24 protein-coding genes are annotated in these 21,124 nt (G+C 37.9%); 23 read left to right on the forward strand and 1 reads right to left on the reverse strand.

The genetic code is table 11. The features are described from left to right. The 21 genes from HT688_RS04760 (at nucleotide 1) to HT688_RS04860 (ending at nucleotide 19,755) form a co-directional block, all read left to right on the forward strand. Nucleotides 1-432: a GNAT family N-acetyltransferase gene (locus tag HT688_RS04760; RefSeq protein WP_000942969.1), complete on the forward strand. Its 432-nt coding sequence runs from the start codon at nucleotides 1-3 to the stop codon at nucleotides 430-432. 62 nt (nucleotides 433-494) lie between these two features. Then, a complete protein-coding gene (gene glyA, locus HT688_RS04765; protein ID WP_023938113.1) occupies nucleotides 495-1,751 on the forward strand; it encodes a serine hydroxymethyltransferase in 1,257 nt (418 codons plus the stop codon). A gap of 7 nt (nucleotides 1,752-1,758) precedes the next feature. After that, nucleotides 1,759-2,733 (forward strand): nucleoid-associated protein, encoded by a 975-nt coding sequence (locus HT688_RS04770; protein ID WP_031222414.1) that lies wholly within the window; start codon nucleotides 1,759-1,761, stop codon nucleotides 2,731-2,733. Further along, nucleotides 2,733-3,347, forward strand: coding sequence for a cell wall hydrolase Pmp23 (pmp23, locus tag HT688_RS04775; protein ID WP_000476369.1), 615 nt, complete (start codon nucleotides 2,733-2,735; stop codon nucleotides 3,345-3,347). The genes HT688_RS04770 and pmp23 overlap by 1 nt, the downstream gene beginning before the upstream one ends. Before the next feature lie 73 nt (nucleotides 3,348-3,420). Then, nucleotides 3,421-4,395 carry a DUF1002 domain-containing protein gene (locus HT688_RS04780; protein WP_001227752.1) on the forward strand — a complete coding sequence of 325 codons (975 nt, stop codon included), beginning with the start codon at nucleotides 3,421-3,423 and terminating at the stop codon, nucleotides 4,393-4,395. Nucleotides 4,396-4,468: 73 nt separating this feature from the next. Next, nucleotides 4,469-5,830, forward strand: a complete 1,362-nt coding sequence (gene rlmD / locus HT688_RS04785) for a 23S rRNA (uracil(1939)-C(5))-methyltransferase RlmD (RefSeq protein WP_057487439.1) — start codon at nucleotides 4,469-4,471, stop codon at nucleotides 5,828-5,830. A gap of 208 nt (nucleotides 5,831-6,038) precedes the next feature. Then, nucleotides 6,039-6,212, forward strand: coding sequence for a hypothetical protein (locus HT688_RS04790; RefSeq protein ID WP_000159607.1), 174 nt, complete (start codon nucleotides 6,039-6,041; stop codon nucleotides 6,210-6,212). Then, nucleotides 6,209-6,988: a replication initiator protein A gene (locus tag HT688_RS04795; RefSeq protein WP_172923597.1), complete on the forward strand. Its 780-nt coding sequence runs from the start codon at nucleotides 6,209-6,211 to the stop codon at nucleotides 6,986-6,988. Before HT688_RS04790 ends, HT688_RS04795 begins: the two co-directional genes overlap by 4 nt. Before the next feature lie 98 nt (nucleotides 6,989-7,086). Continuing rightward, complete coding sequence (gene dcm / locus HT688_RS04800) at nucleotides 7,087-8,445, forward strand: DNA (cytosine-5-)-methyltransferase (protein WP_172923598.1); 1,359 nt, start codon at nucleotides 7,087-7,089, stop codon at nucleotides 8,443-8,445. Continuing rightward, nucleotides 8,429-8,878: a hypothetical protein gene (locus HT688_RS04805; RefSeq protein ID WP_050198646.1), complete on the forward strand. Its 450-nt coding sequence runs from the start codon at nucleotides 8,429-8,431 to the stop codon at nucleotides 8,876-8,878. The genes dcm and HT688_RS04805 overlap by 17 nt, the downstream gene beginning before the upstream one ends. Continuing rightward, nucleotides 8,871-9,251 (forward strand): thioredoxin domain-containing protein, encoded by a 381-nt coding sequence (locus tag HT688_RS04810; protein ID WP_005589856.1) that lies wholly within the window; start codon nucleotides 8,871-8,873, stop codon nucleotides 9,249-9,251. The genes HT688_RS04805 and HT688_RS04810 overlap by 8 nt, the downstream gene beginning before the upstream one ends. Nucleotides 9,252-9,263: 12 nt before the next feature. Next, nucleotides 9,264-9,497: a hypothetical protein gene (locus tag HT688_RS04815; protein ID WP_000840776.1), complete on the forward strand. Its 234-nt coding sequence runs from the start codon at nucleotides 9,264-9,266 to the stop codon at nucleotides 9,495-9,497. Nucleotides 9,498-9,499: 2 nt separating this feature from the next. Beyond that, nucleotides 9,500-10,087, forward strand: coding sequence for a CPBP family intramembrane glutamic endopeptidase (locus HT688_RS04820; protein ID WP_172923599.1), 588 nt, complete (start codon nucleotides 9,500-9,502; stop codon nucleotides 10,085-10,087). Between the two features lie 333 nt (nucleotides 10,088-10,420). After that, entirely contained in the window at nucleotides 10,421-10,720 is a 300-nt protein-coding gene (locus tag HT688_RS04825) for a hypothetical protein (RefSeq protein WP_172923600.1), read from the forward strand. After that, nucleotides 10,710-11,198, forward strand: a complete 489-nt coding sequence (locus HT688_RS04830) for a hypothetical protein (protein ID WP_049478754.1) — start codon at nucleotides 10,710-10,712, stop codon at nucleotides 11,196-11,198. Before HT688_RS04825 ends, HT688_RS04830 begins: the two co-directional genes overlap by 11 nt. Beyond that, a complete protein-coding gene (locus tag HT688_RS04835) occupies nucleotides 11,198-13,075 on the forward strand; it encodes a VirD4-like conjugal transfer protein, CD1115 family (protein WP_172923626.1) in 1,878 nt (625 codons plus the stop codon). Before HT688_RS04830 ends, HT688_RS04835 begins: the two co-directional genes overlap by 1 nt. 20 nt (nucleotides 13,076-13,095) lie before the next feature. Next, entirely contained in the window at nucleotides 13,096-13,338 is a 243-nt protein-coding gene (locus HT688_RS04840; RefSeq protein WP_000627865.1) for a hypothetical protein, read from the forward strand. Between the two features lie 16 nt (nucleotides 13,339-13,354). Further along, the gene (locus tag HT688_RS04845) at nucleotides 13,355-14,209 is read left to right on the forward strand and encodes a VirB6/TrbL-like conjugal transfer protein, CD1112 family (protein ID WP_001054256.1); all 855 of its coding nucleotides are present in this window, start codon (nucleotides 13,355-13,357) and stop codon (nucleotides 14,207-14,209) included. A 53-nt stretch (nucleotides 14,210-14,262) separates the two neighbouring features. After that, the gene (locus HT688_RS04850) at nucleotides 14,263-14,622 is read left to right on the forward strand and encodes a PrgI family protein (RefSeq protein WP_001097591.1); all 360 of its coding nucleotides are present in this window, start codon (nucleotides 14,263-14,265) and stop codon (nucleotides 14,620-14,622) included. Further along, nucleotides 14,573-16,930 (forward strand): VirB4-like conjugal transfer ATPase, CD1110 family, encoded by a 2,358-nt coding sequence (locus tag HT688_RS04855; protein WP_172923601.1) that lies wholly within the window; start codon nucleotides 14,573-14,575, stop codon nucleotides 16,928-16,930. Before HT688_RS04850 ends, HT688_RS04855 begins: the two co-directional genes overlap by 50 nt. An 11-nt stretch (nucleotides 16,931-16,941) precedes the next feature. Then, nucleotides 16,942-19,755 (forward strand): phage tail tip lysozyme, encoded by a 2,814-nt coding sequence (locus HT688_RS04860; RefSeq protein WP_172923602.1) that lies wholly within the window; start codon nucleotides 16,942-16,944, stop codon nucleotides 19,753-19,755. 30 nt (nucleotides 19,756-19,785) lie between these two features. Here the strand turns inward: HT688_RS04860 and HT688_RS04865 are convergent, their stop codons facing one another. Next, nucleotides 19,786-19,974: a hypothetical protein gene (locus tag HT688_RS04865; protein ID WP_001860875.1), complete on the reverse strand. Its 189-nt coding sequence runs from the start codon at nucleotides 19,972-19,974 to the stop codon at nucleotides 19,786-19,788. Nucleotides 19,975-19,992: 18 nt separating this feature from the next. On the opposite strand from HT688_RS04865, the gene HT688_RS04870 reads away from it, so the two are divergent. Together HT688_RS04870 and HT688_RS04875 are read left to right on the forward strand one after the other, a co-directional pair. Further along, nucleotides 19,993-20,559 (forward strand): PBECR4 domain-containing protein, encoded by a 567-nt coding sequence (locus HT688_RS04870; protein ID WP_000013900.1) that lies wholly within the window; start codon nucleotides 19,993-19,995, stop codon nucleotides 20,557-20,559. A 150-nt stretch (nucleotides 20,560-20,709) separates the two neighbouring features. Next, nucleotides 20,710-21,120 carry a thrombospondin type 3 repeat-containing protein gene (locus HT688_RS04875; protein ID WP_172923603.1) on the forward strand — a complete coding sequence of 137 codons (411 nt, stop codon included), beginning with the start codon at nucleotides 20,710-20,712 and terminating at the stop codon, nucleotides 21,118-21,120. Nucleotides 21,121-21,124 lie beyond the last annotated feature (4 nt).

Consider the following 21,124-nt stretch of genomic DNA (forward strand, 5'->3'; position numbering starts at 1 on the left):
ATGCTAAGAGATTTAAGAGAAACTGATGTGAACGCTATATGTGAGATCAACCAAGAGGCTTTGGGTTATTCTTTTAGTCCAGAGGACACGGCTAGTCAATTTGCTAGACTATCTCAGGATTCCCATCATTTCCTACTTGGCTATGAGAATGAAGCTAGTCATGCCTTGCTTGGATATGTCCACGCTGAGGTCTATGAATCACTTTATTCTAAAGCAGGATTTAATATTTTAGCTTTAGCAGTTTCACCTCAAGCGCAAGGTCAAGGTATTGGTAAAAGCTTATTACAAGGGTTGGAAGAAGAAGCAAAAAGACGTGGTTATGGGTTTATCCGCTTAAACTCTGCCGATCATCGTCTGGGTGCTCATGCATTTTATGAAAAAGTTGGTTATACTTGTGATAAAATGCAGAAACGGTTTATTCGCATCTTTTAGTTTGATTTTCTAATAAGAAAATTAAACTAATGGACTAGTCACACAATAAAAGGAGAAGACCTATGATTTTTGACAAAGATGATTTTAAAGCATACGATGCTGATCTCTGGAATGCTATTGCCAAAGAAGAAGAACGCCAACAGAATAATATCGAGTTGATTGCTTCGGAAAACGTAGTTTCCAAGGCTGTTATGGCAGCTCAAGGGTCTATCTTGACAAACAAATATGCCGAGGGTTACCCAGGCCGCCGTTATTATGGTGGAACGGATGTGGTAGACGTGGTAGAGACTCTTGCTATTGAACGCGCAAAAGAAATTTTCGGTGCAAAATTTGCTAATGTCCAACCTCACTCAGGAAGCCAAGCCAACTGTGCGGCTTACATGGCCTTGATTGAGCCAGGTGATACCGTTATGGGGATGGATTTAGCAGCAGGTGGACACTTGACCCACGGAGCTCCAGTTAGCTTCTCAGGTCAAACCTACAACTTTGTTTCTTATAGTGTAGATCCTGAAACGGAATTATTGGACTTTGATGCTATATTGAAGCAAGCCCAAGAAGTAAAACCAAAATTGATCGTAGCAGGTGCTTCAGCCTATTCTCAAATTATCGACTTTTCAAAATTCCGTGAAATTGCAGATGCCGTTGGTGCTAAGCTCATGGTAGATATGGCTCATATCGCTGGTTTGGTTGCGGCTGGCCTTCATCCAAGCCCAGTACCATACGCTCATATCACTACAACAACGACCCACAAAACCCTTCGTGGACCTCGTGGTGGTTTGATTTTGACCAATGACGAAGAACTTGCTAAAAAAATCAATTCAGCTATTTTCCCAGGTATTCAGGGCGGTCCTTTAGAGCATGTTGTGGCGGCTAAGGCAGTTTCCTTCAAAGAAGTTTTGGATCCAGCCTTCAAGGAATATGCTGCCAATGTAATTAAGAACAGCAAGGCTATGGCAGATGTCTTCTTGCAAGACCCTGATTTCCGTATTATTTCAGGTGGAACTGAAAACCATCTCTTCCTTGTTGATGTGACTAAGGTTGTAGAAAACGGAAAAGTTGCTCAAAACTTGCTGGATGAAGTCAATATTACCCTAAATAAAAATTCAATCCCTTACGAAACCTTGTCACCATTCAAGACAAGTGGGATTCGTATCGGAGCAGCAGCCATTACTGCACGTGGATTTGGTGAAGAAGAAAGTCGCAAAGTGGCTGAACTCATCATTAAAACCCTTAAAAATGCAGAAAATGAGGCTGTATTAGAAGAAGTGAGAAGTGCAGTCAAAGAATTGACAGATGCCTTCCCATTATACGAGGACTAAAACTTTTATGGACATTTATATTAAGAAAGCCATTATTCACCAGTTCAGTCCGGATGATACCGAGCTGTTCCTAGCGGATAAGCTTCTCAATATTACTCCAAAAATCGAAGAATACCTGCGTAAAAAAATTGAACGTGTGTATTCAGATGAAGCCAAGACTGGGATTTTCGAGGAAGAAAATCCCTTCTTCAATCACATCACAGACGATTTATTGGAGACATCAGTAACACTGGCTAATCTCTGGAAAGAGGAGTTTAGCATTTCTGAAAATCTCAAGACCAATGACTTGATTTTTGTGCAATTGTCTAAAGAAGGTGTGGAACATTTCGCTTTCTTGAGAATTGCCCTGCGTGAGACCTTGACTCACCTCGGAGGAGAAGTTGATAATCCAATCAAGCTGACTCAGAATAACCTGCCTGGATTTGGAACAGGGGCTGATGAGGCCTTGGTGGTTAATCTTCAGAGTCGCAAGTACCATCTGATTGAAAAACGAATCAAGTATAACGGGGCTTTCTTGAACTATTTTTCAGATAATCTTCTTGCTGTCGCTCCTAAGATTTCTCCTAAGAAATCTATCAAGGAATTGGAAAAAACAGCACAGCGCATTGCTGAGACTTTTAACACAGATGATTTTCAATTTCAATCCAAGGTCAAATCAGCGATTTTCAACAACCTAGAAGAAAGCAATGAATTGTCACCAGAGAAACTGGCCAATGACCTTTTTGACAACAATCTGACGGCTCGTTTGAGCTTTATTGACCAAGTCAAAGAAGCCGTACCAGAACCTGTTCAATTTGATGAAATTGATGCCAGTCGCCAATTAAAGAAATTTGAAAATCAAAAACTTTCCTTGTCAAATGGAATTGAGCTCATCGTTCCCAATAACGTCTATCAAGACGCCGAGTCTGTTGAGTTTATCCAAAACGACAATGGAACCTACTCTATCTTAATCAAAAATATCGAGGATATCCAAAGTAAATAATGTTTAAACGAATTCGAAGAGTGCTTGTACTAGCAGTCTTCCTTTTTGCTGGATATAAAGCTTACCGCATTCACCAAGATGTTAAGCAAGTTATGACCTATCAACCCATGGTGCGAGAAATCTTGAGTGAAAAAGACACCCCAGCAAACGAAGAGCTTGTGCTCGCTATGATTTATACCGAAACAAAAGGAAAAGAAGGCGACGTCATGCAGTCTAGTGAGTCTGCCAGTGGTTCCACCAACACCATAAATGATAACGCCTCTAGCATTCGGCAAGGCGTTCAAACTCTGACAGACAATCTCTATCTGGCCCAGAAGCAGGGTGTTGATGTCTGGACGGCTGTTCAAGCCTATAATTTTGGACCAGCCTATATCGATTTTATCGCCCAAAATGGCAAGGAAAATACCTTGGCTCTGGCCAAACAGTACTCTCGTGAGACTGTTGCTCCCTTGCTTGGTAATACCACTGGAAAGACTTATAGTTATATTCACCCTATTTCCATTTTTCACGGTGCTGAACTTTATGTAAATGGAGGAAACTATTACTATTCTAGGCAGGTTCATCTTAACCTTTACATCATCAAATGTTTCACTCTCTTTTCAACATCTGGCTAATCCAGGTGTTTTTGTTATAAGTTTTCTTTAAGATAGATATATTACTCTAAAAAGGTAAAGGAGGGAATTCCCTATGAGAAAGAAACTCTTTCTGACCAGTGCTGCGGTCTTGTGGGCAGTAACAGCTATGAATAGCGCCCATGCAGCAACAGATGTTCAAAAAGTTATCGATGAAACCTATGTTCAACCTGAATATGTCCTAGGTTCATCATTGTCTGAAGATCAAAAAAATCAAACCCTTAAAAAACTAGGCTACAATGCCTCAACAGACACCAAAGAACTCAAGACCATGACACCTGATGTCTATTCTAAGATTATGAATGTGGCCAATGACTCTAGCTTACAATTGTATTCATCAGCCAAGATTCAAAAACTAGGTGACAAGTCGCCACTTGAGGTCAAGATTGAAACACCAGAGAACATCACTAAGGTGACTCAGGATATGTACCGAAATGCAGCAGTAACCTTGGGTGTGGAACATGCTAAAATCACTGTAGCAGCCCCTATTCCAGTTACAGGTGAGAGTGCTTTAGCAGGGATTTATTATTCGCTAGAAGCTAATGGAGCCAAGGTGCCACAAGCCAACAAAGATTTGGCTCAAGAAGAGCTAAAGGCTTTGTCCGATATCAATGCTGAAAACAAGGACAAAACAGGCTATGATGCTAATAAATTAAACGTTGCCTTAGCAGATATTAAGTCAGGACTCGCCAAAGCTAAAGAAAGTAAGGGAAATCTGACAGAGGAAGATGTCCGTAAAATTGTTGAAGATACCTTGAAAAATTACAAACTTGATCAGGTTATAACAGGAAACCAAATCAATATCATCATCAATTTTGCTTTGAATCTCTCAAAAAGTGATATTCTTAGCAATACAGACTTCACTAAAACTCTAAATGACCTTAAACAAAGTATTGTTTCACAAGCTGGCGACAGTTTTAAAAATATCAACCTTAACTTTGATGCTGATAAGGCGCTAGAGGACGGTGGGAACTTCTTAAGTTCCCTCTGGCAAGCCATTGTCAACTTCTTCAAGAGTTTTGGTTCTTAAGAAATTTCATGGTATAATAGATGGTAACCCTAACGTTGCCGTCTTTTTTGTCGGCCAATAGAAAGAGAAAATAATGTTAAAGAAAAATGATATTGTAGAAGTTGAGATTGTTGACTTGACCCATGAAGGGGCAGGAGTTGCCAAGGTGGATGGTTTGGTATTTTTTGTTGAGAATGCTTTACCGAGTGAAAAAATCCTTATGCGTGTCCTCAAGGTTAATAAAAAGATTGGTTTTGGGAAAGTTGAAGAATACCTTGTCCAATCACCACACCGTAATCAAGATTTAGATTTGGCTTACCTGCGTTCAGGAATCGCGGATTTAGGTCATCTTGCCTATCCAGAACAGCTCAAGTTTAAAACCAAGCAAGTCAAAGACAGTCTATATAAGATTGCTGGAATTGATGATATAGAGGTTGCTGAAACTTTAGGTATGGAAAATCCAGTCAAGTACCGTAACAAAGCACAGGTCCCTGTTCGTCGAGTGAATGGTGTTTTGGAAACAGGATTTTTCCGTAAGAATTCCCACGACCTCATGCCTTTGGAAGATTTCTTTATACAAGATTCTGTGATTGATGAGGTAGTAGTAGGTCTACGTGACTTGCTACGTCGTTATGATTTGAAACCTTATGATGAAAAGGAACAATCTGGCTTGATTCGAAATCTTGTGGTGCGTCGTGGGCACTATTCAGGGCAAATCATGGTCATTTTGGTGACAACTCGTCCCAAAGTTTTTCGTGTTGACCAATTGATTGAACAAGTCATCAAGCAGTTTCCAGAGATTGTGTCTGTTATGCAAAATATCAATGACCAGAACACTAATGCTATTTTTGGTAAGGAATGGCGTACGCTTTATGGACAAGATTTTATCACTGACCAGATGTTGGGAAATGACTACCAAATCGCTGGCCCTGCCTTTTATCAAGTCAATACTGAAATGGCTGAAAAACTTTATCAAACAGCTATTGACTTTGCTGAATTAAAAGAAGATGATGTGGTCATTGATGCCTATTCTGGTATCGGGACGATTGGTATTTCTGTTGCGAAACACGTCAAGGAAGTCTATGGTGTTGAAGTAATTCCAGAAGCGGTTGAGAATAGTAAGAAGAATGCTCAACTGAACAATATTTCAAATGCCAACTATGTCTGTGACACAGCTGAAAACGCCATGAAGAATTGGCTTAAAGATGGAATTCAACCAAGCCTTATCCTAGTTGATCCACCAAGAAAAGGACTCACCGAGAGTTTTATCAAAGCTAGTACCCAAACAGGAGCTAACCGCATCGCCTATATCTCATGTAATGTCGCAACCATGGCGCGTGATATCAAACTCTACCAAGAATTGGGATATGAATTGAAGAAAGTCCAGCCGGTTGATCTTTTTCCGCAGACGCACCACGTGGAGTGTGTAGTGTTGCTACAACGAAAAAAAGGGTGAAAATCCTTGATTTTAAGCTATTTTACAAGCATTTTGTCTTTGTAGATAAAGGCAATTTTGACGTCAAAAAAGTCCTAAAAAGGCACATAGATGTATATGTATTTGTAGATGTCGTTTGCGCATCGGAAAAATGAATACAACAATAAATATTTATCTAAGGAGAGAACAATTGAATATTGTTCTCCTTTTTTTATTTTCAGGAGGAAAAATGACAAAAGAATTACAATCATCACGCTATATTGTCATTTCATTTTTAGTACGTGAAATGGGAATTGACATTGTTGAAGCCATATCTCTTATGGCTGAATTAGAAAAAAGCGGCTTGGTTCGATTGGAATCAAGTGGAGATTTAATACTCAAAGAACTTGGAGGAGCGCTATGAAACGAATTACCGCAAATCAATACCAAACTTCAGAACGATATTACAAATTACCTAAAATTCTTTTTGAGGATGAGAAATATATGGATATGAAATTAGAAGTAAAGGTGGCTTATTCTATTTTAAAAGATCGTTTAGAATTATCTCTCAGTCGTGGTTGGATAGATGAAGAAGGAGCGGTTTATTTAGTATTTTCTAATTCTAAACTGATGAAGCTATTAGGTTGTTCGAAGTCAAAATTACTGTCCATCAAAAAAACTCTTAAAAAATATGACCTAATTGATGAAGTCCAACAGTCTTCAAGTGAGAAAGGGAGGCTAGCTAATAAGATTTATTTAGGGGAATTGTCTTCTACCCCAGTAGGTAATTCAAATAGGCCTAGTGTTAAAAAAAGACTAGGGCAGGTTGAAAATGAAACGGGCCCCGTCTCATATTCAGCCCCTAGTGAGACTGAAGTTAGTGAGACTAAATATAGTGAGACTGATTCTTTATTTATTGAGGATGAGGAAGAAAGGAATACTCAACCTATCTTGAGAAGAAAAGTAGAAAAGGTCACAAAATATGATCGAGATTATATTTGGGGATTGGTACAAGATCAATTTAGACGAGAAGGTTTTTCTGAAACAGCCAGTGATATAGCTATGACTGATTTTGAGAGAATCTATCAATATGCTCTTGACAATGTTCGCTTTGTTAGACGAGCGGAAGTTTTGGCTGAATTTGTGTTTAACGGCTTGTATTCTGTTTGGAATAACCGTGTTAGAAAAGGAGGTGGTTAAATGTCGCCAATCGAGTGGATATTAGTTATGCTCATTGTCATTTCAAGTGGTGTGACTATTTGGACATTGATAGTCGATCAGAAAGGGGTGATAAAGAAATGAAATTTATTGATTTATTTTCAGGTATCGGTGGTTTTCGACTAGGAATGGAAAGTGTTGGACACGAGTGTATTGGATTTTGTGAGATTGATAAATTTGCTAGGAAATCTTATAAGTCCATTTTTCAAACGGAAGGAGAAATAGAATTTCATGACATACGAGATGTTTCAGATGACGAATTTAAAAAACTTAGAGGGAAAGTCGATGTCATCTGTGGGGGATTCCCTTGTCAAGCATTTTCAATCGCAGGAAGACGATTGGGATTTGAAGATACTAGAGGAACTTTGTTCTTTGAAATTGCTCGAGCGACCAAACAAATCCAACCACGTTTTCTTTTTCTTGAAAATGTTAAAGGCCTACTCAATCACGATAAGGGACGGACGTTCACCACAATCCTTACCACACTTGATGAGTTGGGGTTTGATGTTGAGTGGCAGGTGCTTAACAGTAAGGATTTTGGCGTTCCCCAAAACAGAGAGAGGGTGTTTATTATCGGACATTCTAGAAAGAAAGGTACCAGACTCTTATTTCCTTTCAGACGAGAAGGTCAAGCAACTAACTCTGAGACTTTGAAAGCACTAGGAAATTTGAATCCATCAAGAAGTGGAATGAGTGGTAAAGTATATTATTCAGAAGGTCTTGCTCCAACCTTAGTTCGTGGAAAAGGAGAAGGATTTAAAGTTGCGATTCCTTGTATGACACCAGACAGATTAGAAAAAAGACAAAATGGTAGACGTTTCAAGGATAATCAAGAGCCAATGTTTACTTTAAATACTCAGGATCGCCATGGTATTGTCGTTGTTGGAGATTTACCAACTAGCTTTAAGGAAACTGGTCGCGTCTATGGAAGTGAGGGGCTATCTCCAACACTGACTACGATGCAAGGTGGAGATAAAATCCCCAAAATACTGATTCCAGAACCAATCCAATTTCTAAAAGTCCGAGAGGCAACGAAAAAAGGATATACTCAAGCGGAAATAGGAGATTCAATCAATTTAGAAAGACCGAGTTCTCAGTATCGGCGTGGTAGAGTTGGAAAAGGTATAGCTAATACTTTGACAACTAGTGGTCAAATGGGAGTAGTAGTGGCTAGCTATGAAGGAGAAGATAAACAAGTTTACCATGTAGCCGGTGTCTTAATAGATGGACAATTTTACCGTTTGAGAATACGACGAATCACCCCTAAAGAGTGTTTCCGCCTGCAGGGATTTCCTGATTGGGCTTTTGAAGCTGCTAGAAAAGTCTCTAGTAATAGTCAGCTCTATAAACAAGCTGGTAATAGTGTAACCGTACCTGTGATTGCCGCAATCGCAAAGAAATTAAAAGAAATAGAGGAAAAAGATGAAAGCGTTAAATAAAGAGTCAATACTATATTGTGATGAATTAGAAACAGAATTACATGATGCAGAAATGATGCAGTTGGATGAACAAATATTTTTGATGCCCAATTATCCATGTGAGTTTGAAGTGAAATTTTTAGATTATTACCATAAAAAACACAATTACCCCTTATTTTATGAATCCTATCTTCAAAACATTATGGAATTCCTTGAAAGTCAGGATATAAAGAATGGAGCTGATGCCTTTATAGATGATAATCATAATCTTGTTTTTGTTTTATATGGGCAAGGCTATCGAGCCGAGGGAAAAGAGGGAATACTTACAACCCAAGTAACTGTAAAAGCTTATGATGAAGACAAGAAATCAATTAACTTCTCCAATTTATTAGATTCCTTAATCGTCTCAGAATATCAAATGGAACCGAATCTTTGGGAGGTCTCCCATGATTGATCTCTATCTAAGTAAAAATAGCCAAAGAAATCAACTTCTTTTAGAATTCTTCCAAAACTATGGCATTGAGGTATCCTGTCATTCGATTTCTGAAATGACAAGGGATAAATTAATTGAGATGATGAGCTATTCTTCAGATTGTTTTGAGTTTTTATCTCCCAATTTATTACGATTTAAGAACCGTGACAATTTAAGATTAACGGATTTCATTGAAATGATATTAAAAAATCCTGAACTAACCATCAGACTTCCTCTTGCGGTTTCAAATAAGCGAGTTTATCCAAATCTAAATTTGGAGGAAGCTAGAGCTTTATTGCCAAGAGATACGAAACAATTGATTTACATGGCACAAACACATTATTTATCTAACTAAAGGAGAAGCAATATGGCTGAACGATTTTGGGAGAACTTGTCCATTATTTTGGCTGAAAGAAATATCAGCTGGATTGAGTTAACCAGAAAAATGTTTGCGGGAGAGTTTCACTATCCAAGTGAATTGAATCGTTTGTATCAAAAGATTCGTCACTATAAGATGGAACAACGAATGCCTCAAAGTCCATGGGTAGAAAGGATTGTGCAGGTATTAGATTTAGATTATGAAGATTTATTTCGGAGGTAACTATGAAAAGAATCATTCCAGTTTATATATTCCAACAAGTAAATGTCCTATTACTATCCCTATACTTACTGAAATTGCTTTGTATCGGTGAGTTAACTATACTACAGATTCTCTATGGTGGGTCGCTCATTTCTTTTTTATGGATGTATGGTCAACGTAAACAAGTGGCCAAGGTCAATATGAAAACTAGGATAAAATGGCTTGGTATTGGATTCGTTAGCCTACTGATTATAAGTCTATGTTTTAGTCTGATTCATGCTCAAGGAAGCACGAATCAAGCAAACTTAATTGGACTTCAACATCAAGTTCCTTGGTTTTCATTTTTATTGTTCTTAATCAATGCGAGTATGGTTGAAGAATTTTTGTATCGAGAAATTTTATGGAACTTGGTCAGAAAATTAGATATTCGAGTTGCTTTGACAAGTGTTTTATTTGCCTTAGTACATCATCCAGGAACCATTCTAGCTTGGTGTTTATATGTTTCATTGGGAATGTTTTTAGGGATGGTGCGCTATAAATCGGACTTATGGGGCAGTATGGGGCTGCATTTGGTGTGGAACCTACTAGTTTATAGTTTGTTGCTTTTTTAGACCAAATTAGCTTATTTTAGGGAAATGAAATGCTAACGTTATGTAACAATGTTAGTCTTTTATTTCAAACTCTTTGATTAATATGAATTTAGCTCGACAGAAAAATAAAAAATGTGATAAAAATTTCAACTACTCTTATCTATAATAAAGCTACCTGTTCTTTGAAAATTGAATCCACTCCGTCTTGATTAGCGTGCCTGTGTAAGTAGGGACTGAGAGTATTTCCCTGTGAAGGGCAACTGGCACAAGACGTGTGTGAGAATTTTCTAACAGACACGGAGTTTATCGTTACCAGACTCAAACGATGCGACAAACTAGATAAAGGAGTTAATCATGAAGGTAGTAAACTTGTATGATTTGAAACAAATGGGAAATAAAGGTGGTTTTACCATCCAATTGATTCATCACTTTCCTTTTGGTATGGGCTTAGGACATCTCAAAAAAGACTACATTGAATTTAAACGTGTTGGTATCTTTGATGGGAAGGCAGTAGAAGTTACTCTTAGAGAACCTTATTCGAGAGATCTACTGCAGGTTGTCAAGTCGATTAAGCAACGTCAGAAATTGATAGCTTATCGTTATAAAGAAGGAAAGCTACTATTTGTGAAGAAGGAGGCCTCGGATGTCCTCTGAACAACAGGAACGAATGGCAGTTCAATATGCAGAGCGTAGTCTTTTATTTACTGTAAAAAGTCTTTTAAAAATTCTAGAATGGTCTAGACGTCAGGCTTTAGCACAGGATTCCGCCTATAAGATAGGGGTACAGAAATTAGAAGAATTGCTACAATCTCCTTATTCGATTGATACGATTAATCTGAAAAAAGATTTTTTAGACAAACCAATTGATATAGAGAAATTTAAAGCTTTTTTAGAAAAAGAAGAGATTCCTTTAGCCATCGCTTGGCAAGGGGATTCTCTACATTTCTACACGAAAGACCGTTCGATTCTAGACAATCATTTAGACCATCTGTTAGAAAAAATGGTTAATGATCCGGAGAAATTAGCTGATTTTACCATGGATAAGTCATTAGACGATGCAATTGATGAGGCTAAATCCAAAATTACCTTTAGACAAGAAGGAGCCGTCAAACAGAAAGAGATGGTGAGATGATGTACAGTGGAAAGAAATTCCTACTATTCTCACTGTTAGGTATCTTACTAGGCTATCTTTTTCATCGTTTGACGCTTTTGTATGATTCCTATACTGGAAATAGCTTAGATAAATGGACTCATCTTCTGATGGAAGGTCAAGATGAAGTTCTTCAGTCGCCATGGAATGTTTCCTTTACTGGAAAATCAAGTGCTTTTTTTCTACTAGGTTTTGTGATGATGTTGCTGGTTTATCTCTATCTAGAGACTGGTAAAAAACAATACCGAGAAGGGGTAGAATACGGGAGCGCCCGTTTTGGAACTCTAAAAGAAAAGAAGCTCTTTTACGGTAAGGAATTTTCTCATGATACGATCTTAGCCCAAGATGTTCGTTTGACATTATTAGATAAAAAATCACCCCAATATGATAGAAATAAGAATATTGCGGTGATCGGAGGTTCAGGAAGTGGAAAGACATTTCGCTTTGTAAAACCCAATCTGATTCAGATGAATAGTTCCAATATTGTCGTGGATCCTAAAGATCACTTAGCTGAGAAAACAGGAAGACTCTTTTTGGAACATGGCTACCAAGTAAAGGTGCTAGATTTAGTCAATATGATGAACTCAGATGGCTTCAATCCTTTTCGCTATATAGAGACAGAAAATGATTTGAATCGCATGCTGACGGTTTATTTTAATAACACCAAAGGCTCTGGCTCCCGAAGTGACCCATTTTGGGATGAAGCTTCTATGACTTTGGTACGAGCTTTAGCCTCCTACTTGGTCGATTTCTATAATCCACCCAAAACAAGAGAACAGCTCATTGAAGAGAGTCGTTTAAGTCAAAAGGAATACCAAAACTTGTTGAAACGTCAAAAAAAAGAAGTGGAAGAGCGAAAAAAACGAGGGCGTTATCCAAGTTTTGCTGAAATCTCAAAACTCATTAAACACTTATCCAAGGGTGAAAATCAAGAAAAAAGTGTCTTAGAAATTCTATTTGAAAATTATGCTAAAAAGTATGGAACTGAAAATTTTACCATGCGAAATTGGGCAGATTTTCAAAATTATAAGGATAAGACTCTGGATTCTGTTATAGCTGTAACTACTGCTAAATTTGCCCTCTTCAATATTCAAAGTGTCATGGATTTGACCAAAAGAGATACCCTTGATATGAAGACATGGGGCAAGGAAAAATCAATGGTTTACTTAGTTATCCCAGATAACGATAGTACCTTTCGCTTTCTTTCAGCCCTCTTTTTTTCAACCGTATTTCAAACCCTAACAAGACAAGCAGATATTGATTTTAAGGGTCAATTGCCTCTTCATGTGAGAGTCTATTTAGATGAGTTCGCAAATATCGGAGAAATTCCAGATTTTGCTGAACAAACCTCAACAGTTCGTTCTCGTAATATGAGTCTCGTTCCTATTCTTCAAAATATTGCCCAACTTCAAGGGCTCTATAAAGAAAAAGAAGCTTGGAAAACCATTCTTGGGAACTGTGATAGCTTAGTCTACTTAGGTGGTAATGATGAAGATACCTTTAAATTTATGAGTGGATTACTCGGTAAACAAACCATTGATGTTCGAAATACTAGTCGTTCCTTTGGCCAGACAGGTTCAGGATCCCTTTCTCATCAAAAGATTGCTCGTGATTTAATGACACCCGATGAAGTCGGAAATATGAAACGGCATGAATGCTTGGTCCGAATTGCCAATATGCCTGTCTTTAAAAGCAAAAAGTATAATTCCATCAAGCATCCAAACTGGAAATACCTAGCCAATCAAGAAAGCGATGAACGGTGGTGGAACTATCAAATCAATCCTTTGAATCAAAGACAAGAAAATCATCTTGAAGGCCTTAGAATTCGTGATTTAACTTTTGAATCTAGTTTAAAATAAAAATAGAAAAGAGGAAATAGATGATTACGCATTTTAAAGGTTTTGTTTATGGAGTAGACGCAAGTGCTATGTTTGCACAAGCTATGTCTTTGTTACAGAAGGGATTGATTGCAGTTGGTGCCTTTCTCGTTGTTGTGGGGATTGTCAACCTTGCAACCAACATTAAAGATGGTGGACCAGGTGTTCGGAATGCCATTCTTGAAATTGTCGGTGGAGTTATGGTCGGGGCTGCTGGAGCCTTTGTAACTCAGATTTCAATTTAGGAGGATAAACAATGACATGAATCTTAGTTTAGTCTCACCCTTTGTTTACCTTGCATCTGAAAAAATATCAGCTGAAAATTTATTTGAAGGATTTAATGTAGATTTACAATCTACGGTAGATCTGATTAAATCCCTATCTAGCTACAATCCAACCGTTTGGACTTACATGTCTAGTATCACCAAAAGTGTCATGCAGCCTCTTGGAGTTGCGATTTTATCTGTTGTTCTCATCCTAGAATTTTCGAAGATGGCAAAGAAAATTGCTAACTCAGGTGGAGCGATGACCTTTGAAGCATTAGCGCCGATGTTGATTAGTTATATCATGGTCGCAGTCGTGATTACCAACACTACCGTTATTGTAGAAGCCATCATCGGGATTGCGAGTCACGCCATTGAACAGGTGGCCTCGATTGTTGCTCACGGTGGGGCAAAGTATGATACCATCTCTGGATTAAAAGGTTCAGGATTTATTGGCCGGATGATTGTGGGCTTTTTCGCTCTCCTTATCTGGCTTGTTCGGATAGTAAGTGCAGCCATGGTCAATCTTTTGGTATCCATTCGATTTATTCAACTCTACCTTATGATTCCATTTGCCCCTCTTACGATTCCAACATTTTTAAGTGATGAGTGGAAGTCTATTGGTATTGGCTATTTAAAAAATATTATGGTCTATGCGGTACAAGGGGTTCTTATTTTTCTGATTGTTTCTCTTGTTCCTTTGTTTGAATCTGCTGGGAAAATAGCTGTTTCAAATGGTGCAGGAGTCCTGCAATCTCTTGCGATTATGTTTGGTAGTTTAATACAAGCTATCTTACTGATTATTGCCCTCGTTGGTTCTCAACGTACGGCTCGCTCAATCTTAGGTATGTAATTAGATAAAGGCTAGGAAGTGATTGCTTCTTAGCCTTTTTAGAAAGGAAAGTCATGAATACACGTGTCTTTAAAGACATCTCAAAATACCAACACAGGGCTTGGTTAGGTTTCACCACAAGACAAATCATCTTTGTTTTACCAGCCTTTATTGTCACAATTATTGTTTTGGGCTTGAACCTCTTTTTCTGGCAATTTGGAGATTGGTTTGTTTACGGTTTTGTGTTTGCCTTTACCATCCCCCTCATGCTTTTTGGAGTCTATAAACCCAATGATTTATATTTTGAACATTATTTGAAATACCGTCTACATTTTGAATTAACGGTTCCCCTACGCACAATTACAGGAAAGAAAGGATCTGAACATGAAAAGAAAATCAAATACATTAAAGAAACAAAAAACTTCAATGACTAATAAAAAGGAAAAAGTTAAAGATAAAAAAGAGGAAGTGTTACCATCAACGGCTAATACTCTTTCCTATCAAGCCCTGTATCAAAATGGTCTGATGCAGGTGAAAGAAGATTATTTCTCACAAAGCTATTTACTTGGTGATGTCAATTACCAGACTGTTGGTTTAGAAGACAAGGGGGCAATCATTGAGAAGTATTCTGATTTGATTAACTCACTAGATGACCAAACTAACTTCCAATTGACTATCTTTAATAAAAGATTGAATTTAGAAAAGTTTAGACAAAGTGTTTTGTATGAGGAAAAAGAAGATGGATATGATACCTATCGTAAAGAATTGAATCGGATGATGAATCAGAATTTAGACAGTGGTGAAAATAATTTTTCAGCTGTGAAACTGATTAGCTTTGGTAGAAAGGATTATAATCCCAAACAAGCTTATCGTTCCTTGTCTCAAATTGGAGAATATTTCAAGAGTGGTTTCTCAGAAATTGATGCACGATTTGAATCCTTGGCTGGAGAAGAGCGTGTCAACTTGTTGGCCGATATGCTTAGAGGAGAACACCATCTTCCTTTTTCTTACCGTGATTTAACGAGATCTGGTCAGACAACTCGTCACTTCATAGCGCCTAATCTCTTGGATTTTAAAAACAAGAATTACCTACAAATCAATGACCGCTTATTACAGATTGTCTATGTCAGAGACTACGGCATGGAATTAGGTGATCAGTTTATTCGAGACCTCATGCAAGGAGATTTGGAATTGATTGTAAGCCTTCATGCTCAAAGTTCGACTAAGGCGGATGCGATGAAGAAACTACGAACAAAGAAGACCTTGATGGAATCCCAAAAGATTGGGGAACAACAAAAACTAGCTCGTACAGGTATCTATTTGGAAAAAGTAGGCCATGTATTAGAAAGTAATATCGATGAAGTTGAAGAACTTTTAAAAACCATGACTGAGACAGGTGATAAACTGTTTCAAACGGTCTTCTTGATTGGGGTCTTTGGTCAGGATGAAGAAGAACTTAAACAAGCCCTAGACACTATCCAACAAGTGGCCGGCTCAAATGACCTAATGATTGATAAACTTCCATATATGCAAGAAGCAGCCTTTAATAGTTTGCTGCCATTTGGTTGTGATTTTTTAGAGGGCGTATCACGGAGTTTATTAACGTCCAATGTAGCAGTGAATTCTCCATGGACTTCAGTAGACTTACAAGACCGCAGTGGGAAATATTACGGTATCAATCAAATCTCAAGCAATATTATTACCATTGATCGAAGCCTATTAAATACACCGTCTGGTCTGATTTTAGGGACATCTGGAGCTGGGAAAGGGATGGCAACCAAGCATGAAATTATCACGACCAAAATCAAAGAATCTGGTGAAAATACTGAAATTATCATTGTGGATCCAGAAGCAGAGTACAGTGTTATTGGACGGGCTTTTGGTGGAGAAATGATTGATATTGCGCCAGATTCCCAAACCTATCTCAATGTCCTTGACTTGTCTGAAGAAAATATGGATGAAGATCCTGTAAAGGTAAAATCAGAATTTCTTTTATCCTTTATCGGCAAGTTATTGGATAGAAAAATGGATGGAAGAGAAAAATCGATTATCGACCGAGTTACCAGACTCACCTATCAGTCATTTAAAGAGCCTTCTTTGGAAGAATGGGTCTTTGTCTTGAGCCAACAACCAGAAGAAGAAGCGCAGAACTTGGCACTTGATATGGAACTGTATGTCGAAGGTTCTCTTGATATTTTTTCACATAAAACCAATATTCAGACAGGATCCAATTTCTTAATCTATAATGTTAAAAAGTTAGGAGATGAGCTGAAACAAATCGCCCTTATGGTGGTTTTTGATCAGATATGGAATCGTGTTGTTAGGAATCAAAAATTAGGGAAGAAGACCTGGATTTATTTTGATGAAATGCAGCTTCTCTTACTAGATAAATATGCCAGTGATTTCTTCTTTAAATTGTGGAGTCGTGTCAGAAAATATGGAGCTAGTCCGACTGGGATAACCCAAAATGTCGAAACCTTATTGTTAGATCCAAATGGTAGACGGATTATTGCAAATAGTGAATTTATGATTCTCCTCAAGCAAGCAAAAAATGACCGAGAAGAACTGGTTCAACTCTTAGGCTTGTCAAAAGAACTCGAAAAATACCTTGTCAATCCAGAAAAAGGGGCAGGACTGATAAAAGCTGGTTCCGTTGTCGTACCCTTTAAAAATAAGATTCCTCAAGGTACTCAATTGTTTGATATCATGAGTACGGATCCTGATAAAATGGCTTCTAATTAAGGGGAAGGTAAATGAAGGATAAAAGAGAAATTATACGTGCCCGAAAGGCATTTAGAAGAAGCCTAAAAGATGAGAAAAAATTCTTGAAAAAAGGAAAGAAGGAGGTGAGGAAACAGAAAAAAGATTCCGCTGTACTGGATGATAAAGCATGGAAAAAAGAGATAAAGCAAAAGCTAGAGGAGATGAGAGAAGCTTCAAAGGAGAGAGTAAAACAAGCAAATGAAGACTACAATCATATTCTTCAAAATAGTCCTCCATCTCTTTTGACTCGTAAAGAATTAAGAGACAGACGATTGCCTCATGCTAGGAAACGATTGAAAATAGCCAAGAAGCAATTTAGAGAAGCCAAGGTAGAAACAAAAGAAGAAAGAAAAGAGAGTCGTAAAGAAAGAAAAACCAATCAAAAATTTTTCTACGGTCAGGAATCGAAACAAAAATCTAATTTTTTCTTTCAAGGGAAGAGTTTAGAAGAATTAAAAGCTAAGAAAGAAGTCAAGGCCGCAAAAGAGAATCTAAAATCGACTAAACAAGCCTATAAGTCCAAAAAAGTCAGTAGGAAAGTCAAAAATTTTCTTTATGTCCTTGGACGTGAAGGTGGGGAGTTAGCTTCAGAAAATGAAGATTTAGAAGGCTATCGCACGCTTCAAGAGACCATTAGAAAAGGGAAACGCTACAGTCGGCTTTCTTATAATCTTGGGAAAGCTAGTGTCAAAACAGGACAAGCAACAGGTCGTTTTACCAAGAAAAGACTGACCAACACAAAAGAGAGATACCATCATTTTAAGGCTGGAAAAGGATGGAAACTAGCGAAAGATAACCCAAGTTCCTTTAAAAATCAGTTTCGAAAATTAAAGAAACAAGGTCTAACCAGTGTCCGAAATATCTATCAAAAACTAAAAGCAGCCTTTTCCTTCTTTACATTTGCGGCTGGAAATCCTGCAACCTGGATAGTTGGAGGAATAGTTTTTCTTCTCTTACTTATGATGAGCTTCTTTTTAGGATTTTCATCTGCTAGTTTGATTCAACAAGATGAATTTGAATTAACAAAAGCTTATACCCACCTGACTTGGGAAGATGCAGAACATACTCGCACAAATGACAAAGGAATTACTTATTACACAAAAGTTGATGATGTGATGGGGTATATGAACTTTAAATTCCATGACTATGAGTTACACAAACTAGTTCACTTATTTAGTTCAGAAACTTACAAGGATTATCTATCTACTTTGTGGCATGATTTAAACGATGGGGAAGATTTGAAATCCATGCAAGACCTCTATGAAACCCCTAAGTATAAACTATCAAAAGACGATCAAGAGGAAATTAAGGAACTAAAAGAAGAGGGTGTGTATGCTTCCATGCAGGAATTAGACAATCCATTTGAGGGGAAAAGCAACGAAGATAGTCTAACCATGACTTATCGTTACGGATACTATGATTTAGACGGAAAACCTACTCTTCAGGAGTACATTCTACTAGAAGCGAAGGCTCACCAAACGATTGTCGCACCAATGGATGGGATCGTATCACTAGATGGTGACAATATAATTCTCACTAATGGAAAAGGAGAGAATGAGAGTCGATTGACCTTGTATTCTATTCATAATGGCCGTGCGATTGAGGGTACAAGAGTCCTAACGGGTGATATTATTGGTGAAACATCAGACGATACAGGTTTGAAAGTTTCCTATCAAAAGTATAAGAACAAGAAAGAAAAATTGGTGTATGTCAATCCGCAATTTTATTTTCCCAAAGTCATTCAACTTCAGACAACTATCTTACCTGCCATTGGTCAGTTTGGTGGGGATGAGTTTGAACGAGCAAAACATATTTATGATTTTTTGAAATCTCAAGGAGCAAGTCCCCAAGCTATTGCGGCTATTTTAGGAAATTGGTCGGTAGAGTCTTCTATCAATCCTAAACGAGCTGAGGGAGATTATTTATCACCTCCAGTTGGCGCTACCGATTCCTCATGGGATGATGAAAACTGGTTAGCGATAGGAGGGCCAGCCATTTATGGTGGTGCTTATCCTAATATTCTTCATAGAGGTCTAGGTTTAGGGCAATGGACAGATACCGTAGATGGGTCAACACGTCATACAGCCTTGTTAAATTATGCACGCACCCAAAATAAGAAATGGTATGATTTAGACCTCCAACTTCATTTTATGCTTCATGGGGATAGTCCTTACTATCAAAGTTGGTTAAAGGATTTCTTTGGAAATACGGGCAGTGCAGCCAATTTGGCCCAACTCTTCCTTACCTATTGGGAGGGAAATTCTGGTGACAAACTACTGGAAAGACAAACCAGAGCAACGGAATGGTATTACCAAATTGAAAAAGGCTTTAGTCAAACAAATGGAGGACAGGCAAAGAGTGACCCGCAATCCCTTGAAGGTGTTCGTGGAGACTTGTATGAGCATTCTGTTCCTGGTGGTGGAGATGGTATGGCCTATGCCTATGGACAATGTACATGGGGGGTTGCGGCTCGTATGAACCAGTTAGGCTTAAAATTAAAAGGTAGAAATGGAGAAAAGATTTCAATCATTAATACCATGGGAAATGGTCAGGACTGGGTTGCGACAGCTTCAAGTCTTGGTGGGGAAACTGGCTCTACACCAAGAGCAGGTGCCATTGTTTCTTTTGTGGGAGGTACACATGGCACACCAGCCATCTACGGTCATGTGGCTTTTATCGAGAAAGTATATGATGACGGTTCTTTCCTTGTGTCTGAAACCAACTATGGTGGCAACCCTAACTATACCTTTAGAAAAATCTCTCAAGCAGATAGTGCCATCAGTTTTGCTTATACTACGAAATAGAAGAGTTTACACTTGAAATTTTAACCATTTTCAGGTAGAATAAATAGTGTAGATGAGTAGTCGGCTCATGGTCAATCTGATAGTAATCTTGGACATAAGGGCCAAGCGGTGGCGGACACCAGAACGAAATCCGATAGCAATCTTGGACGTAAGGGCCAAGCGGTGGCAGACACCAGAATAAACCGACTGACTAGGTGGCTTACAGACTCTGTAAACCACCTTTTTTGTGAGGAAAATATGGCAAATTCTAGAGATTATCGTAATCCAAATTACACCGAAAAAATAAAACTTCAGCGTTTTTTTACTCAGTTACAAATTGCGGCTTCTTTTTTTAAAGAACACTTCGTTGGCAAAATCATGTATTATGAAACAGAAATAGAAAGTGTTGAACTTCATTTTTCACCTACTAATTTCATGCACCTATGTGGTGTTGATTACCGAAAAGGTGCAGGCAGTTTCTTTGACGATTGTTTAAATAGGCATGTCATAATTGATGAGTTGAAAATAAAAAAAGATGGAACCACAATGCAAAAGTTACAAGTTTTAGGATCCATTGAGGAGTTGTTGGGAAAGCATGTTCATCTAACTGGTTCAGGACGTTATTTGTATTTGGAGTTTGATTATGCTTTACGTACAAGAAAACAGATACTAGCATTAACATTGAAAGAGACATCAAGGAAAATTGTTCCTCAATCTTTATTAGATTTGAAGAGAAAGACAGTATTTCCAAAAGGTCAAAAAGTAATTTCAATTTACTCAAAACATTTACAAACGTCGGAACTTTTTTATTATTTAAAAGATTAGTTTACATATCTTTTGTGGCATAAAATATATTTTTATCATTTCCAGGAGAACGCAGTTTTGGCTCGTTCTCTTTTTTGTTGTGATACTTCTTTCAAGGAATATTTGGTAGGATTGGAGTGAAAAAAGATTAACTAGGAAAGAAGGAAGTATATGGAAGCCATTTATCAACGTGATTCGGATCAAGATGGACTAACTGATGCTCAAGAATTAGCGCTAGGAACCAATCCTCTTAGCGCAGATTCTGATGGTGATGGTCGTTCAGATTTAGTGGAAATAGAAGAAGGAACTAATCCCTTAGAAAAGGATTTACAAGACATAGACCAAACAAGTATAACTGAACCATCTTCAGTATTTATGGAAATGAAACAAAAGATTTCAGATATGATGGAGAGTCACTACAAGGAATTTATAAAGGCTCTTATTAGTATTGAAACAGGGATTGAAAACGAACAAGACCTTGAAGACTTATATACTTACTACATGAGAACAGATGCCGTTTCTCTTTTGTCTAGTGATTTAGAAACCAGTCCTCAAGAGGTTGAAATGGAGATAGAGTTGTAGGGGA

Origin of the sequence: Streptococcus sp. 1559 (genome assembly GCF_013276735.1) — a bacterium.
Lineage (GTDB): Bacteria > Bacillota > Bacilli > Lactobacillales > Streptococcaceae > Streptococcus > Streptococcus pseudopneumoniae.

Excerpts from the sequence above, each read along its gene's own strand:
- HT688_RS04840 (WP_000627865.1), top strand. The coding sequence starts at position 13,096 with ATGATTACGCATTTTAAAGGTTTTGTTTATGGAGTAGACGCAAGTGCT.
- HT688_RS04870 (WP_000013900.1), top strand. The coding sequence starts at position 19,993 with ATGGCAAATTCTAGAGATTATCGTAATCCAAATTACACCGAAAAAATA.
- HT688_RS04805 (WP_050198646.1), top strand. The coding sequence starts at position 8,429 with ATGAAAGCGTTAAATAAAGAGTCAATACTATATTGTGATGAATTAGAA.
- HT688_RS04820 (WP_172923599.1), top strand. The coding sequence starts at position 9,500 with ATGAAAAGAATCATTCCAGTTTATATATTCCAACAAGTAAATGTCCTA.
- dcm (WP_172923598.1), top strand. The coding sequence starts at position 7,087 with ATGAAATTTATTGATTTATTTTCAGGTATCGGTGGTTTTCGACTAGGA.
- HT688_RS04815 (WP_000840776.1), top strand. The coding sequence starts at position 9,264 with ATGGCTGAACGATTTTGGGAGAACTTGTCCATTATTTTGGCTGAAAGA.
- HT688_RS04850 (WP_001097591.1), top strand. The coding sequence starts at position 14,263 with ATGAATACACGTGTCTTTAAAGACATCTCAAAATACCAACACAGGGCT.
- HT688_RS04855 (WP_172923601.1), top strand. The coding sequence starts at position 14,573 with ATGAAAAGAAAATCAAATACATTAAAGAAACAAAAAACTTCAATGACT.
- HT688_RS04810 (WP_005589856.1), top strand. The coding sequence starts at position 8,871 with ATGATTGATCTCTATCTAAGTAAAAATAGCCAAAGAAATCAACTTCTT.
- HT688_RS04760 (WP_000942969.1), top strand. The coding sequence starts at position 1 with ATGCTAAGAGATTTAAGAGAAACTGATGTGAACGCTATATGTGAGATC.
- rlmD (WP_057487439.1), top strand. The coding sequence starts at position 4,469 with ATGTTAAAGAAAAATGATATTGTAGAAGTTGAGATTGTTGACTTGACC.
- HT688_RS04835 (WP_172923626.1), top strand. The coding sequence starts at position 11,198 with ATGTACAGTGGAAAGAAATTCCTACTATTCTCACTGTTAGGTATCTTA.
- HT688_RS04780 (WP_001227752.1), top strand. The coding sequence starts at position 3,421 with ATGAGAAAGAAACTCTTTCTGACCAGTGCTGCGGTCTTGTGGGCAGTA.
- HT688_RS04790 (WP_000159607.1), top strand. The coding sequence starts at position 6,039 with ATGACAAAAGAATTACAATCATCACGCTATATTGTCATTTCATTTTTA.
- HT688_RS04825 (WP_172923600.1), top strand. The coding sequence starts at position 10,421 with ATGAAGGTAGTAAACTTGTATGATTTGAAACAAATGGGAAATAAAGGT.
- HT688_RS04860 (WP_172923602.1), top strand. The coding sequence starts at position 16,942 with ATGAAGGATAAAAGAGAAATTATACGTGCCCGAAAGGCATTTAGAAGA.
- glyA (WP_023938113.1), top strand. The coding sequence starts at position 495 with ATGATTTTTGACAAAGATGATTTTAAAGCATACGATGCTGATCTCTGG.
- HT688_RS04830 (WP_049478754.1), top strand. The coding sequence starts at position 10,710 with ATGTCCTCTGAACAACAGGAACGAATGGCAGTTCAATATGCAGAGCGT.
- HT688_RS04795 (WP_172923597.1), top strand. The coding sequence starts at position 6,209 with ATGAAACGAATTACCGCAAATCAATACCAAACTTCAGAACGATATTAC.
- HT688_RS04875 (WP_172923603.1), top strand. The coding sequence starts at position 20,710 with ATGGAAGCCATTTATCAACGTGATTCGGATCAAGATGGACTAACTGAT.
- pmp23 (WP_000476369.1), top strand. The coding sequence starts at position 2,733 with ATGTTTAAACGAATTCGAAGAGTGCTTGTACTAGCAGTCTTCCTTTTT.
- HT688_RS04770 (WP_031222414.1), top strand. The coding sequence starts at position 1,759 with ATGGACATTTATATTAAGAAAGCCATTATTCACCAGTTCAGTCCGGAT.
- HT688_RS04845 (WP_001054256.1), top strand. The coding sequence starts at position 13,355 with ATGAATCTTAGTTTAGTCTCACCCTTTGTTTACCTTGCATCTGAAAAA.